Source organism: Gordonia sp. WA4-43, assembly GCF_020520305.1.
Lineage (GTDB): Bacteria > Actinomycetota > Actinomycetes > Mycobacteriales > Mycobacteriaceae > Gordonia > Gordonia hongkongensis.
Genome location: NZ_CP084736.1, coordinates 795,466 through 809,480, shown reverse-complemented (window position 1 = coordinate 809,480; position 14,015 = coordinate 795,466). Strand labels below are relative to the sequence as shown.

Here is a 14,015-nt window from a genome sequence, read left to right as displayed (position 1 = left end):
CGATCCCGGCCCGAGCCTGCTGGACGAAGCCCGGTCGCAGCATGAAAAACATTGTGCCGTAGTGTTTTCACCCGTGAATTTCGCTGCTGCCGATGCCATCGTGACCGACTCCACTACCCACGCCTGCGTGTGGTGCTCATCCAGCGACGACATCGCAGAACTCCGCGGCGAACCGCGGTGCGGGCGCTGCCGCGAGGCAGAACAAACTATCGCGGCGGCCCGCGAGTTCGTCGGTTTCTATGGGCTACGACCTTTGGGCGCGTCGATGACGTCCGACGACGAAGAGGAACGCGAACACCGGGTGGCGGCCCGTGACGCCTGGGCAGTGCTGAATCGGACCCGCACACAGCCCCCACCGCGCGTCCGGTCCGGCCAGCGCGGTGTCACACGATCCGCGTCCACCACAAACAAGGACGGCAGCACAACGGCTCGCAAAGCCAAGAACGTCGGGGCCGGAAGCGCCCGCCCTGCGGACGTCTCCCGACCCGACCATGAGGAGCTCATGAGCCGCGCGCAGTCCTTGCTGGCGCAGCTCGCCGAGATCGAGCAACGGCTGGCAGTCGCGCAGGCGGACCCCGGCCTGAGCGGCAAGGCCAAGGCGAGCGACTTGACCGCCAAGCGCGATTCGGTGCTGCGTACGCTCGCCGCTCTGGAAAAGGCCAAGCGGGCCCTGGAGCCGGCCTGAGTTCTCACGTGCCAGGACGGTTGTGATCCGAAGGGCGATGAACCGTCACCCGATCCTCCTCACGGAGTAGCGAACGGGGATTGTGCGGTCCACAGCGATTCCACTGTCACCGCCACAGCGACACGATCAGGACGAGGATGAGCAGCTTCAGGGCCCAATCCCCGAGGTGTACAGCTGCCGCGGACAGGGCCGTTCCCTCGTGGAAGACCGCGCCCGCGAACAGTACCAACGGGATGAGGAACAGCCCCGCGGCGAGCAGAAGTGCACCGGTGGCATCCGGATCGAGTTGCGCGACCAGACCGGCGACGAGGAGTACGAGCATTGCGTTGCGGATGAGTTCGACAACCGGCGTCGCCCAGGCCGGTCGGTGTACTTCCGCCGCGGCGGGTGCACCCACGACGCCGTAGTACACACCGCTCACCAGGAACGCGGCGACCGCTGCGGCCACGCACGCCAGTACGTTCACGCTGCCCAATGTCTCATCCGATCGGTGGTAGGTGCAGGGTCTGACACCACCCCGATACAAAACTCATCGGTGGTAGAAGTGTTGATCCGACCCAAAGCACACGCGTGCGTCGGCTTCTCAGTCGGCACCGACTCCGGAGAAGAACGTCCGGACGGCGACATCGGCGGCGCGGCGACGCGACATCACCCCGCCGGCGATCGAGACCGCACCGACAAAACAGAGTGAATAGAACACCCCGGCCAGCCATCTCGTTTCGAGATCATCGGCGATGGCACCGTCTTTCTGCGCCCGAGAAAGGATCTCCGGAAGCATCTGGTCCTCTTCCTCGGCCCACTCCGGGTGGCCGTCGAACCGGTGTGGGTCGGCGAACAGGAACACGATGACGTCGTCGATGCCGATGATCACCCGCATCAGCGATTCGAGTGCTGTGCGAGCCGATTCGCACCCGTCGACCGCTTCGCTCGCCTGCCGCTCGAGAACGCCCCTCGCCTCGACGAGCGCCGCATCGACGAGAGACTGACGGTCGGGGAAGTGGCGGTGCAAGGTGCTCCGGCTGACGTCCGCCCGGTCGGCGATGTCGCCCAGGGACGTCGAGAAATCAGTTGCCCACGCCGCGATGGCGGCTGACACTATGGCCTGTCGGGTGCGCAGGCGCACGCCCGAGACGGCAGCCGGTTCCGGCGCATCGTTCACCTGGCCGAGACTATCCACCACAATCGGGTCTCTGCAACACTCTTGATTGAAAATGGGACACCAATGTGTCATTGTAGAGCTTGCATGTTCCGCTCGGGAGGGCTCACACCATGACGACTTCGACAACCGCGGCCGATCCCGGGCAGACCCCGGATATGCCCATGCGCGCCAAACTCGCGATCCTCTGGGACTACATACGTCCGTACCGGGGCGTCCTTGCCATGGGCGTCGTCCTCGGGTTGCTCGGCACCGCTACCGAACTCGCGACCCCGCTGGTCACGAAGTGGGTGCTCGACGGTCTTGCCGTGTCGGAATCTCTGGCGGCCCCGATCACAGTCCTGGCCGTGTTGCTCGTCGCCGGGTCGGTGATCGGTCTGATCCAGACGATCATGTTGGGAACCTTGGCCGAACGCATCATTCTCGCCACCCGCACCGGACTCATCGGACACCTGCTCCGCGTCGAGGTCCCCGAGCTCGCCCGTAGGTCGAGCGGCGAGATGGTCGCGCGCGTCACGTCCGACACCCTGCTGATCCGCGAAGCGACGACGTCGAGCATCGTCAACGGTGTCAACGGTTTCGTCGGTATGGTCGGCGCGCTGGTACTCATGGCGTTTCTGGACCTCCCGCTGTTCGCGACCACGATGGTCGTCGTGGTCATGGTGGGGATCGCCGCCGCCGTACTGATGCCGGGGCTGGCGAAAGCGCAGCAGGACGCGCAGGCCGAGATCGGTTTCCTGGGTGGCCGGTTGGAGGGGATCCTTCGATCGATCCGCACCGTCAAGGCGAGTCGGGCCGAGGCGCGGGAAGCCGACCGGATCGGCGAGTTCGCGCACCGGTCGGCGAGCAAGGGAATCCGGGCCGTGCGTATCGAAGCATGGGCCTGGACGATCACCGGGTCCGGGATCAATCTGGCGGTGATGGTCGTCCTGGCGTTCGGGGCCTGGCGCGTCGCCGACGGTTCGATGGCCGTCAGTACTCTGATCGCTTTCCTGCTCTACGGATTCCAACTGATGATGCCTGTCTCGCTGCTCACCCAGAGTGTCACGGCCTTACAGTCGGGATTGGCCGCGGCTGCGCGGATCTCCGAGATCTCCGATCTGCGAACCGAATCCGACGACGAGGTGGTGGCGAATCGCACGTCGGCTCGTGTCGACCGGACCGCGTCCGCATTCGAACTGCGCGACGTGGTGTACCGGTACACACCAGACTCCCCCGCTGCGCTCAACGGCATCGACCTGACGATCCCGCGCCGCGGACACACTGCCATCGTCGGACCGTCGGGTGCCGGGAAGACGACCATCTTCTCCCTCTTCCTGAAGTTCCTACGACCGGATCGCGGCGAGATCGTGCTCGACGGCCGGCCGCTTGACCACTGGACACTCCACGACCTGCGAGCACGCATCGCCTACGTGGAGCAGGACACCCCTCTGGTCCCCGGAACGGTCCGCGACAACCTCGTCTACGCGGCGCCCGAGGCGACAGACGACGAGGTGTGGCGTGCCCTGTCGGCCGTACGGATGGATGAGCGTGTCCGTTCCATGCCCGACGGCCTACTCACCGACGTGACCACGTCAACGCTGTCGGGCGGGGAACGGCAACGCATCGCGCTCGCCCGCGCGCTGGTCGTCGACCCAGAACTCCTCCTGCTCGACGAGGTGACCGCGCAACTCGACGGGTTGACCGAGGCGGCTGTGGCCGAGGGCATCCGTCGACAGGCCACTCGCGGAGCCGTCGTCACCATCGCGCATCGGCTCTCGACGATCATGGACGCCGACCAGATCGTCGTCCTCGAAGCCGGTCGGGTGCGGGCGGTCGGCAACCATCGGCGCCTGCTAGCCACCGATGAGCTCTATCGAGAACTGGTGGCCGCCATGCGTATCGACACCGACGTGGATGCTGCCGAGCTGAATTGATCCGACACCCGCCCACCCGGCACAGGCCGGGTGGGCGGGTGTCGGGCCGGCGGGTCGGGTCAGAACCGCCCGACGACCACGTTGGTGGTCTGGACCCGTGCCCGGCAGTCGCCGTCGGTGAAACGGACCCGGGTGAACACCTCGTCGCCACCGTCCCGGTCCTCGTTGAGAACCGAGCTCGGAACGACGAACTCCCGGAGGTACTCGAGCCCGCGGTCGGAAGCCCGGAGGAACCCTTCGGTCCCGACCGAGGTGCCCGGAAAGTTGCGGTCGTAGAGGTACTGCTCTCTACCGTCGTCGCCCAGCACGATGTAGTGCATTCCACCGCAACCCCGATCGTTGATGTGGGTGACGAATCCGACCGCGTCCGCGCGTGTCATCGGATACAGGCCCTGGATGATGATGCGGTTCTTGCCGGCACCGGTGATGTTCTGGTCGACGATCGTCAGCGTCGCGCCCGGTGTGCGCGCGGGTGCTGCCGAAGCCGTCGTCGCAAGCGGCGCGGCGACGCCGATGGCCGCGGCGATCGACAGGGTCGCGCCGAGACGAGCGATGGCCTTGCCACGACTCCGGGGCGCGCTCATGACCGCACCGCCTCGACGACGCGGTACTCCCAGTCGATGGAGATCCCGCCGGGGACCGGTTGCTGCCGAGACTCGGCGAGGGAGATCAGATCGGCACGCAGTGCGTGCTTGCCGTCCTCGTCGAGCTTCGACGCCGCGGCGAACGTCGGACCGTAGTAGCCGAGGAACAGGTCCGCGAAAGCGGCCGCGTCGACGAACCGAACGGTCAGTCCGGCGGTGTGCGAATCGACCGAGTGCACACGATCGCCGAACAGCGATGCGACGTAATGCTGGTCGCCCCACCGGGTGGCGGGACGCGCGCCCGGCGGCGGCGTCACGTGGCGGCCGACCGCGGCGAGCATTCCACCGACGAAACCGTCTGCGGTCCAACTCGTGACCACGATCCTTCCGCCTGGGCGGACGACTCGGGTCAATTCGCGCGCGGCCTGCTCGTGATCGGCGGCGAACATGATGCCGATCGACGAGATACCGGTGTCGAACGCGGCGTTGCCGAACGGCAGGACCTCGGCCGGGGCTTCCACGAAATCGACGTCGAGATGTTCTGCGGCTGCCCGACCCCGGGCGATGTCGAGTAGTGCCGGCACGTAGTCGATCGCGGTGACGTCGCCACCCTGGCGGGCAGCGGCGAGCGCGGAGTGGCCGGTGCCGGTCGCGACGTCGAGGACGCGTTCGCCGGGGATGACCGATGCCGCGACCACGGTCGCTTCGTTGACCGGCACGGTCAGCGCGGCGATACGGTTGTAATCGCCGCTGCTCCAGACCTTCTGCTGCTTCTCCCGCAGCGATACCAGGTCTGGTGAGAGAGATGTCGTCATCGGATTGTCCATTTCTGTGTGGTGGGACGACTGGCCGTCGGTGACCGTTGTCGGTACCGGCGCACCACAACAGTCGGTCACCGGGCGTACGGACGGCATCGGTGAAGACCTCCCATCTTTCGCCGAACGTCCTTCCCATGAATGGGTAGACCCACCTATTCGAGCGTCGGGCGGCCTACACTCGGACGGTGCGATTGTTGGAGAGAACCGAGCAGTTGTCGCAGATCAGCGCGGCATTTGACCGGTTGCCGGTGGGTTCGGCATTCTCCATCGCCGGCGAGAGCGGTGCAGGCAAGACGACGCTGATCGCGCAGGTGTGTGCGACCGCCCGGGACGTGCGTGTGCTGCGGGTGGCCTGCGATCCACTCGACACACCACGTCCACTGGGTCCCGTCAAAGACCTGGGCATCGGTGTGCAACCGATGATGCTCGCCGACGTCTGCGAAGCCGCCTTCGCTCATCTGGGGGCTGCACCGACGCTTCTCGTGGTCGAGGATCTGCACTGGGTCGACGCCGCGTCGACCGATGTGCTGAGGTTCCTGTGTCGACGCATCGAGTCGATGCCGCTCGTTCTGCTCCTGACGCATCGAGAGCTCGAGCCCCAGGCGGCAGCGCGTGCCCTGCTCGCCGAGGGCGTGTGCCGGATAGAGCTGCCGCCGCTCAGTGTCGAGGCGATCGCGGAATTGGTCGAGGGTACGGGTCTCGATCCCGTGCGGGTCCATGCTGCGACCGGAGGTAACCCCTACTTCGCGACCGAGGTCTCCCGCGAACCCGACCTGCCGATCCCGTCGTCGGTGCGCGATGCGGTCCTGGCGCGGACGACCTAGGTCAGCGCGGCCGATTTCGAAGCCCTCCAACTGATTGCGGCGTCGCCGGAACGGGTGTCGGACACCGCGCTGCCGGTCCTGCGGATCGGTTACCCCACTCTGCAGCGTCTCGCCGACACGGGACTTCTGGAATGGGGGCCCGACGGCATCCTCTTCCGACACGAATTGGCCCGTCGGGCAATCGAATCCACGATTCCGCCGGGTGGGGTGGCCCATCTGCACGCGCAGCTCCTGGACGCACTCGAGCAGCTGGGCACCGTGCACCCGTCGGTGTTGACCCACCACGCCGTCGCCGCCCGGGACTCCGACCGCGCCGTCCGTCATGCCTGCGCCGCAGCCGAGGACGCCATCCGCGGCGGAGCGCACACCGAGGCCGTCGCGTACTACGAGATCGCCAAGCAGTACCAAGTCAATGCTCCGGCTCGCGAGCGTGCCGAACTGTTGTTGGCGCTGGCCAACGAGCAGTACATGGTCAGCCGACTGCGCGATGCGATAGCCAGTGTGAACGAGACCTTCCCGTTGTGGACCGAACTGGGTGACGACACCGGGTTGGCCACGGCACATGTGGCCGTCGGGGTCTACGAGTACTACAGCGCGAACCGGCAGAGCGCGGAATCGCACCTGGGCCGTGCAGCGGAGATCGCCTACGGGACAGGGGCGTCGACGGTGTACAGCGAGGCCCAGATCCACCGCGCGTTTCTCGCGTTCATGCGGGGCGACGTGTCGGGAACGGCGTCCCTGCTGGCCGACACCGCGTCGGCATCCGACGAGGAACTGCGGCTGTGGAACAAGGTCGTCTCGGACTCGGTTGCGCTGTCCACCGGCGAAGTCGACTCTCGCAGAAGACTTCTCGATCACATGGAAACCGCCCGCACCCTCGGCTTCGACGAACTCGCCTCAACCGTCTATTCACAGGTGGCCAGTCTCGATGTCGAACAGGGAAGGTACCGGGCCGCCGACCGGATCCTCGACGCGGGTCTCCCGTTCACGGTGGAGCGCGACATCCAGATCTGTCGCCACTGGCAGACCGCTGTGCGGAGTCGCCTGCATCTGACCCGCGGACACTGGAACGGAGCCCTCGAGGACGCCGGGGCGGTCATCGACGCCGACGGGATGCCGATCGCCACGCTGTGGCCGCTCCTGGTCACCGTGCTGGTGCCGCTCCGATGCGGCGCGTCGTTCGACATCGACGAGATCGAGAACGCCTGGACCCTCGCCAACCAGATCGATGAACCCCTCCGACGGCTCGCGGTCCTGACCGCCCTGGCGGAGATCAGTTGGATGACCGGGACCGAGGACGCCCGGGTCGCCGCGGCGCACACCCTCGACGATGACGGAACAGAATGGGGCACAGGGAGCCTCGCCGTCTGGCGTGCGAGGCTCGGGTGGTCGACGCAGACCGGGCCGATCGCGGCGCCGTACCGATCGTCGCTCGACGGTCGGCACGCCGACGCCGCGCGCTGGTGGTCGGACGCGGGTGATCCGTTCGCATCGGCGATGTGCTGGTTGGATTCCGACGACCCAGCCCGTGGTGTGACGATGCTCGACGGACTCGGCGCCGCGGGTACCGCCGATCGTGCGCGTGCGTTGATGCGCGAACGGGGTTGCGCCACCGTCCCGCAGCGCCCTCGGCCCACGACACGAGTGAACCCCGGTGGCCTGACGAACAGGCAACTCGAGGTCGCCCGCCTGGTGGCGGAGGGACTGTCGAATTCGGAGATCGCCAAGCGGCTGTACATCTCGTCGAAAACCGCGGACCATCACGTGTCCGCGGTCCTGGCGAAGCTGGGTATGACGTCGCGTCGTGAGGTGCTCGCGCAGGGCGTCGAGTTGGGGCTCCGTTAGCGCCGAACCCGCGGAACGAAAAAGAAGTGGTGGGCATCGCCGGGCGGTGTTAGCGTGAGCCGCGCTGTCCGGTGGGGCAGCACGAGACCTGGAGGTGAGTCGATGGTTGCCGTCGAGATCGCTGGCATCGTCAGCATCCGAACCATCCCTGTTCCTCCAGCCCGTTACTGATCCTCGAACACCGTTCTCGCACAACCGACTGAGCTGCGAGTCGGATGACACCTGGGGTCGCGGGCATTCCTCGAAAGTCCCCAACAGTGAATTCTGCAAGTAATTCGTCCTTCCCCGTCGAGCTCGCCGCTCTCGGCTGGGACGAGCATTTCTCGACCCTGTACACCGACCGCGCGTCCGACGACGAGCTACCAGCTCGCATCGTGCGGGTGGATCGCGGCGGGTGCGACACCATCACCGCATCAGGTCCGGTCCGCGCCATCCGCGGTGTCGGGCGCACTGCGGAGCGCGAACAGTCCGTGTGCACCGGCGATTGGGTGGTGCTGCGCCGAGACGACGGGCAGGCCCGGATCGTGCACCTGTTGCCGCGCCGGACGGCGATCGCGCGCGCGAGTTCGGATCGGACATCGGAACGGCAGGTACTCGCCGCCAACGTCGACACGGTGATCATCGCGGTGTCGGTCGCGAACAGGGTGAATGTCGGTCGCATCGAGCGCCTGCTGACGTTGGCCTACGACGCCGGCACCCGGCCGATCATCGCGTTGACCAAGTCGGATCTGGTCGACGATCCTCTTCCGGGTGAGGCGATGATCGCCGCGGTCGCTCCGGGCGCCGACATCGTGACGACGAGCACGATCACCGGCGCAGGCGTCGATCTCCTCGAGTCCACCATGACCGGCACCGCCGTCCTGTTGGGCTCGTCCGGCGCCGGCAAGTCGAGCCTGGCCAACGCATTGCTCGGTCGTGAACAGATGGCGGCCAATGAGATTCGTGCGGTCGACGGAAAGGGGCGGCACACGACGGCGCACCGCGAGCTGCTGCTCCTGCCGGGAGGCAAGGTACTCATCGACACACCTGGTCTGCGTGGGATCGGGGTACAGGATGTCGCCGAGGCGGCCGGCCGTACGTTCGCCGACATCGAGGAGTTAAGTCGTGAGTGCGCGTTTCGCGATTGCGAACACCGCAGTGAGCCGAGATGTGCCGTGCAGGAGGCGATCCGGGACGGCCGCCTCGACGCCGGCCGTCTGGAACGCTATCGCAAGCTGCTGAGGGAGAGTGAGTGGTCGGCCGCTCGGGGCGACGCCCGACAGGCGAGCAAGCGGAGCAAGCGGGACAAAGCGATCACGCGAGACATTCGCGCGATGTACCGGTTCCGGGACCGGCAGGCCTGACGGGCCCCTTCGTGACGCGCCCTCCGCAAGCTCCGGGCGCTCCTCAGGGAGCAAGGGTGGGTCGCCCTCCGCAAGCTCCGGGCGCTCCTCAGGGAGCAAGGGTTAGATCGTTCCTTCGGTTTGGGAGCAGGGTGTGTCGCCCTCCGCAAGCTCCGGTCGCTCCTCAGCGAGCGAGGCCGCGCTGGTCGTCGACGGACCCGTCGAGGTTGGCCAGCGCGGCCCGCGCGGCTTCGAGTTCCTGACTGAGTTCGTCGATGCGGCGTTGCGCGGCCGTTCGGGCCGATTCGATGACGGCGTCGACCGCGGCGATCGCGGTCTCGTCATCGAGCTCCCGCATCGCCCGGGCCACCCGGTCGGCGGTGATCTCGACGGGTTTCGCCAGCTTTCTGGTTCCGACCGCAACCGACAGCGTCCACGTGCTCTCCCCTGCCGCGGTGATGGTGACCGTGGTCGGCGCGGTCGCCGTCTTCGCCTTTCGCGACGGACTGGTCGTCGCCGGCGCCGGCGCCGACTCCGCCGCCCTCGGCGGGGCATCCGTCGCAGGACGCGCCTTTCGGGACGGGCGGGCGGAATTCGATTCCTCGTCAACTGTTTTCGATGAGGACGTCGGTTGTGGCTTCGGGGGCGCCGGTTCCGGTGTGCGTCGACGAACCGCAGCGGTCGCAGTGGTGGCGGCCGCCGGTCGGTTACGTCGCAGTTCGTCGGCTTCGAAGGGCAACTGGTCGTCGACGCCCCTCGGGCTCACCGTCACTGTCGTACCGTCGATCGACACGACTCGCGCCGAGGCGCCGGCCTCCAGGTTCAGCGATGGCATCGCATCGCGCAGATAGACCGTGGCTCGCTTACCGGCCGCGAGTGCCGCCGACAGCGACTCCAGGTCGTCGGGACTCAAGCCGGCCCTCGTCTGTGAACTCACCGCGCCATTGTCGCACATGCGTGCGAATCCGCGTTACCCATCCCTGCGTCGCGCCGTCGGTGCTTCGCCGTTTACGCAGTTCAAACCTAGTACTTGCGACCGTTATCGTTTCGTGACCCTTCGCATCGGTGTGGCCTCGAACGTCGCCGCCGGGTCTCTGCGAAACGTTCGCGGCCCTAATGTTCTCGGGGAAGGTAACGGGTCTTCGGAGGGACAACTTGTGACAGAGGCCAGCACCCCGACACGCACATCGTCGGTCAAGGTACGCGAGACCCCGATTGCCGATCACGCGTATGCCGGCGTCACGATCGCGGCGCTGCTGTGCGCGACCTCGGCAGCGACATTCCTGACGCTCTTCCCCTGAACCTGCCGTCCCTCAGACTTCGAGTGGAAAGCACCACAAGTGCTCATTGCCGGTGTGTCACCTGCGTCGACTTCGGTCCGCAGGTGGCACACACCACTTGACGATCGCACATCGGCGCCAGGAGGCCCGTCTTCAGCCCGCTGTCACCCGGGTGAGCTGTTCAGACACCGCCCATAGACGCGATGCCGCTTCGCGATCACGGAACGGTTGCCAGGGTTGCCGTAATCCGGGCGGCCCGCCGGCGTCACCGGGCCACCGTGGTCCGAAGAACGCATCATCGGGCGTCTCCGGCTGCGTCGCCGCCATCAGTGCTGGGAGGGCAGCGGTTTCGACGGTGCCCACACCGACACCGTGCCGCGACATCCACTCGATCACGCGCCGGCCACTCGTCGGGGCGGTCCTGCCGACCTCAGGACGAGCGGCGAGAAGGCTGGTCGGGGCGACGCCCGGATGTGAGATCACGCTCGTCACATCCCAACCGGCAGCGCGGCTTCGGCGTCCGAGTTCGAGTCCGAACAGCGCGCACGCGATCTTGGACTGGCGGTAGGCCTTCATTGCGTCGTAGTGGCGCTCCCAGTTCAGATCATCCCAATTGATCGAGCCTCGTTTTGCCGCGATGCTCGTCTGCGAGACCACCCGTGCCTTCCCGGACCGGAGCAGCGGAAGCACCGCGACGGTCAGGGCGAAGTGTCCTAGGTGGTTGGTGCCGAACTGGACCTCGAATCCATCGCCTGTGGTCAGGCGTTTCGGCGGAGTCATGATCCCGGCGTTGTTGATCAGGATGTCGATCGGTGTGCCGTCCGCCCGGAGCCTGCCGGCAAGCGCCTCGACCGATGCCATCGATGACAGGTCGACGTCCTCCATCGTGAGTGTGGCGGCGGGGTGACGATCACGAATGCGCTCGACCGCCCTCGCCCCCTTGGTCGGATCACGCACCGGCACGACCACTTCCGCACCGGCGCCGGCGAGCGCATTCGCGATCTCCCACCCGATGCCGTCACTCGCGCCGGTCACGACCGCTCGACGGCCCGTGAGATCGGGGATGGACAGGCTGTATCTGCTGTTTCGTGTCATGCGGAGCTCCTGACGGACTCGGAATGTTCTCGCTTCCAGTCTTGTGGCGGTCCGCACCGTTATCCACGGCCTGTCGATCCGTGGCTCCGCGGTTCCGGGCGCGCAAGAATGGCCGAATGATCGATCGACCCGGTCTCGCTGGCTTCCTTCGGGTGAGGCGTGCCGCCCTTCAGCCCGAAGACGTCGGACTGCCTCGCGGACAGCGCCGTCGCACAGGTGGACTCCGTCGCGAAGAGGTGGCTGCCCTGTGTCACATGTCCGCCGACTACTACTCACGACTCGAACGCGAGCGCGGCCCGCAACCGTCGCCACAGATGGTGGCCGCCATCGCTCAGGGCCTCCACCTCTCCGTCGAGGAGCGAGACCACCTGTTCCACCTCGCCGGCTACCGGCCGCCCATGCGCGGACCCGACCGCGAGCACATCTCCCCGGGCATGATGCGGATCTTCGACAGGCTCGCCGACACCCCGGCCGAGATCGTCACCGAACTCGGCGAGACGTTGCGCCAGAACCGACTCGGGGCGTCACTGGTCGGCGACCTCATGCGGTTCGACGGGCCGGCGCGGAGCATCGGCTATCGGTGGTTCACCGATCCGCGGGCTCGCCAATTGCACCCGTCCGACGACCACGACTTCTACTCACGTATGTACGTATCCGGACTACGAGGAGTGGCTGCGCTACGAGGCCCGCAGTCGTATGCGGCGTCGCTCGCGGAACGGCTCACAGGCGAGAGCGAAGAGTTCCGCGAGATCTGGGCACGGCACGAAGTGGGTATAGCGCCTCGCGAGATCAAGAGGTACGTGCACCCCGACGTGGGATTGCTCGAGCTGAGTTGCCAGATCTTGGTCGACCCGCGGTGTTCGCATTCGCTGCTCGTCTACACCGCGACCCCGGGCAGTGCGAGTGTCGAGAAGCTCCGGTTGCTGTCCGTCGTCGCGGCACCCACGGCGACCTGACACCCGGCAAGCGAAGCCGAGTCACGCGGAGGGCGGCCGCTCAGAACCCCCCGAAGTCGCCACCGCCGAAGTCGGCTCCCCCGCCGAAGTCGCCGCCACCGAAATCTCCGCCGCCGAAGTCGCCGGAGTCACCACCGCCGAAGTCGCCGGAGTCACCGCCTTCCAAGGCGCCACCGTCGGAACCGTCGCCGGCGCCACTCTCGAAGGACTGCGCGTCATAGGGGACGCCCGCCATGCCGGAGAACATCGCCGAGAACAGGAACATCGATCCGAGTCCCCAGGCGCCGGCGACCAGAGCCGGTTTCCACCACGGCTCGGAGTACCAGCCGGCGGGCACCGGCCTGCCGGCGACGCGGCCGCCGGGATAGTAGTTGGGCGTCTGCTCCGACGGGTTGGGCGATGCGGCGACCTTTCTTCCCTCGAACTCCACGGTCCGGTCCTCGGTGACCGCACCGGCACTCTTCTGCCCGTCGAGCTCGGGGATCGCCGGACCGGGGTCGAGGTCCATGGCGGCCCGAGCCGCACGGATGTAGTAGAGCCCCTCGATCGCAGTCTGTTTGGCCAGCCGCGCCTGCACCGGCGAATTGGCCTGCTCGATCTGAGACCCCGCCGCGGTGTATCGCTCCCCCGCGTCGGCCAGCGCCTGTTTCGATGCCGGGCCGTCGCCGACCAGCATGAATACCTGGCCGCCCAGACGTTCGATCACCTGTCGTGCGTCGGCTTTCGCGTCCTCGAGGGTGCGGGCCGCGTTGGCGCCGGAACGCTGTTGGGCGAACACCACCACCCCGACGACGATCACGACGATGACGGCGATCAGGATCAGTGCTTCCATGCTTCCCTCCGGTTTCGCGAGTCCGCAGCCCGGTGGCGGTGACGTCAGGCCGACAAAACGGACACCACCGAGCGTACCGATGCCCGCCGACCCGATGCGTCTCGACAGATGGCGAGCACCTCCGGCCTCGTCCATTCTCCGCGAGGCCGGCGGTGGTCGCGGAGTTTCGGCGGTGCCGCACGCGCAGCCGCCGACCGTCATCGGTCACCCTGGGTGGGTGACCGGTCGACACGCGGTACGAATTCAACCTTCGCAGAACTCCCACCTTGTGGCCGAGCTCCGCTGGGAGTGGGCGTACGAAGACGATCGCTCCGTCGGGCCGTGGCTTGGCGATACCGCCTTCGCCGCCGCGGTTGCGAGTTGGTTGGACGATGAGCGACGAACGGTCTGGACCGCGGGCACGGACGACATGACCGTGGGAATGGTGTGCTTGACCGAACACGCCCGGATGCCGAGTCCCCGGCAGGGCGCCGGCGGCCGATGGGGTTATCTCGGTCATCTGTACGTCCGCCCGGCGTTCCGCGGTTCCGGGATTGGACGTGAACTGGTCCGGCATACCGTCGCGACCGCGGACGGCCGTGGATACGCGAAGGTGGTGCTCAACCCGACCGAAGCATCGACAGACCTGTACAAACAATGCGGTTTCACAGCCGAGAACGACATCACGGTCCGCCGCCCGTGATCGACTACCGCGGCGCATGA

General features: G+C 66.9%; 15 protein-coding genes. 8 read left to right on the top strand and 7 right to left on the bottom strand.

Annotated elements, in window-relative coordinates:
• Positions 1–100: 100 nt before the first annotated feature.
• Positions 101–685, top strand: coding sequence for a hypothetical protein (locus tag LEL84_RS03705; RefSeq protein WP_226514236.1), 585 nt, complete (start codon positions 101–103; stop codon positions 683–685).
• 106 nt (positions 686–791) lie between these two features.
• Here LEL84_RS03705 and LEL84_RS03700 read toward each other — a convergent pair whose 3' ends face one another.
• Together LEL84_RS03700 and LEL84_RS03695 are read right to left on the bottom strand one after the other, a co-directional pair.
• Positions 792–1,151: a hypothetical protein gene (locus tag LEL84_RS03700; RefSeq protein ID WP_226513381.1), complete on the bottom strand. Its 360-nt coding sequence runs from the start codon at positions 1,149–1,151 to the stop codon at positions 792–794.
• Positions 1,152–1,268: 117 nt separating this feature from the next.
• A complete protein-coding gene (locus LEL84_RS03695; RefSeq protein WP_226513380.1) occupies positions 1,269–1,844 on the bottom strand; it encodes a TetR/AcrR family transcriptional regulator in 576 nt (191 codons plus the stop codon).
• 110 nt (positions 1,845–1,954) lie between these two features.
• Here LEL84_RS03695 and LEL84_RS03690 point away from each other — a divergent pair, with 110 nt between their 5' ends.
• Positions 1,955–3,757, top strand: coding sequence for an ABC transporter ATP-binding protein (locus LEL84_RS03690; RefSeq protein WP_226513379.1), 1,803 nt, complete (start codon positions 1,955–1,957; stop codon positions 3,755–3,757).
• 59 nt (positions 3,758–3,816) lie between these two features.
• On the opposite strand, the gene LEL84_RS03685 is transcribed toward LEL84_RS03690, so the two are convergent.
• Together LEL84_RS03685 and LEL84_RS03680 are read right to left on the bottom strand one after the other, a co-directional pair.
• The gene (locus LEL84_RS03685; protein WP_226513378.1) at positions 3,817–4,341 is read right to left on the bottom strand and encodes a hypothetical protein; all 525 of its coding nucleotides are present in this window, start codon (positions 4,339–4,341) and stop codon (positions 3,817–3,819) included.
• Positions 4,338–5,156, bottom strand: coding sequence for a class I SAM-dependent methyltransferase (locus tag LEL84_RS03680; RefSeq protein ID WP_226513377.1), 819 nt, complete (start codon positions 5,154–5,156; stop codon positions 4,338–4,340). Before LEL84_RS03680 ends, LEL84_RS03685 begins: the two co-directional genes overlap by 4 nt.
• 188 nt (positions 5,157–5,344) lie before the next feature.
• On the opposite strand from LEL84_RS03680, the gene LEL84_RS03675 reads away from it, so the two are divergent.
• The 3 genes from LEL84_RS03675 to rsgA all read left to right on the top strand — a co-directional run bounded on the left by LEL84_RS03675 (position 5,345) and on the right by rsgA (position 9,171).
• A complete protein-coding gene (locus LEL84_RS03675) occupies positions 5,345–5,983 on the top strand; it encodes an AAA family ATPase (RefSeq protein WP_226513376.1) in 639 nt (212 codons plus the stop codon).
• A 54-nt stretch (positions 5,984–6,037) separates the two neighbouring features.
• Positions 6,038–7,828, top strand: a complete 1,791-nt coding sequence (locus LEL84_RS03670; protein ID WP_226513375.1) for a helix-turn-helix transcriptional regulator — start codon at positions 6,038–6,040, stop codon at positions 7,826–7,828.
• Between the two features lie 257 nt (positions 7,829–8,085).
• Positions 8,086–9,171 carry a ribosome small subunit-dependent GTPase A gene (gene rsgA, locus LEL84_RS03665; protein ID WP_226513374.1) on the top strand — a complete coding sequence of 362 codons (1,086 nt, stop codon included), beginning with the start codon at positions 8,086–8,088 and terminating at the stop codon, positions 9,169–9,171.
• A gap of 163 nt (positions 9,172–9,334) precedes the next feature.
• On the opposite strand, the gene LEL84_RS03660 is transcribed toward rsgA, so the two are convergent.
• A complete protein-coding gene (locus tag LEL84_RS03660) occupies positions 9,335–10,105 on the bottom strand; it encodes a DUF6319 family protein (protein WP_226513373.1) in 771 nt (256 codons plus the stop codon).
• Between the two features lie 202 nt (positions 10,106–10,307).
• Here LEL84_RS03660 and LEL84_RS03655 point away from each other — a divergent pair, with 202 nt between their 5' ends.
• Positions 10,308–10,451 carry a hypothetical protein gene (locus LEL84_RS03655; protein WP_226513372.1) on the top strand — a complete coding sequence of 48 codons (144 nt, stop codon included), beginning with the start codon at positions 10,308–10,310 and terminating at the stop codon, positions 10,449–10,451.
• Between the two features lie 132 nt (positions 10,452–10,583).
• Here the strand turns inward: LEL84_RS03655 and LEL84_RS03650 are convergent, their stop codons facing one another.
• On the bottom strand, positions 10,584–11,525 hold the full coding sequence (locus tag LEL84_RS03650; protein ID WP_226513371.1) for an SDR family oxidoreductase: 942 nt from the start codon (positions 11,523–11,525) through the stop codon (positions 10,584–10,586).
• A gap of 116 nt (positions 11,526–11,641) precedes the next feature.
• Between LEL84_RS03650 and LEL84_RS03645 the strand changes: the two genes are divergently transcribed.
• Positions 11,642–12,481 carry a helix-turn-helix transcriptional regulator gene (locus LEL84_RS03645; protein ID WP_226513370.1) on the top strand — a complete coding sequence of 280 codons (840 nt, stop codon included), beginning with the start codon at positions 11,642–11,644 and terminating at the stop codon, positions 12,479–12,481.
• Positions 12,482–12,521: 40 nt separating this feature from the next.
• On the opposite strand, the gene LEL84_RS03640 is transcribed toward LEL84_RS03645, so the two are convergent.
• Positions 12,522–13,313 (bottom strand): DUF1542 domain-containing protein, encoded by a 792-nt coding sequence (locus tag LEL84_RS03640; protein ID WP_159370877.1) that lies wholly within the window; start codon positions 13,311–13,313, stop codon positions 12,522–12,524.
• On the opposite strand from LEL84_RS03640, the gene LEL84_RS03635 reads away from it, so the two are divergent.
• Entirely contained in the window at positions 13,285–13,995 is a 711-nt protein-coding gene (locus tag LEL84_RS03635) for a GNAT family N-acetyltransferase (RefSeq protein ID WP_319005259.1), read from the top strand. The genes LEL84_RS03640 and LEL84_RS03635 overlap by 29 nt on opposite strands.
• Positions 13,996–14,015: the final 20 nt, after the last annotated feature.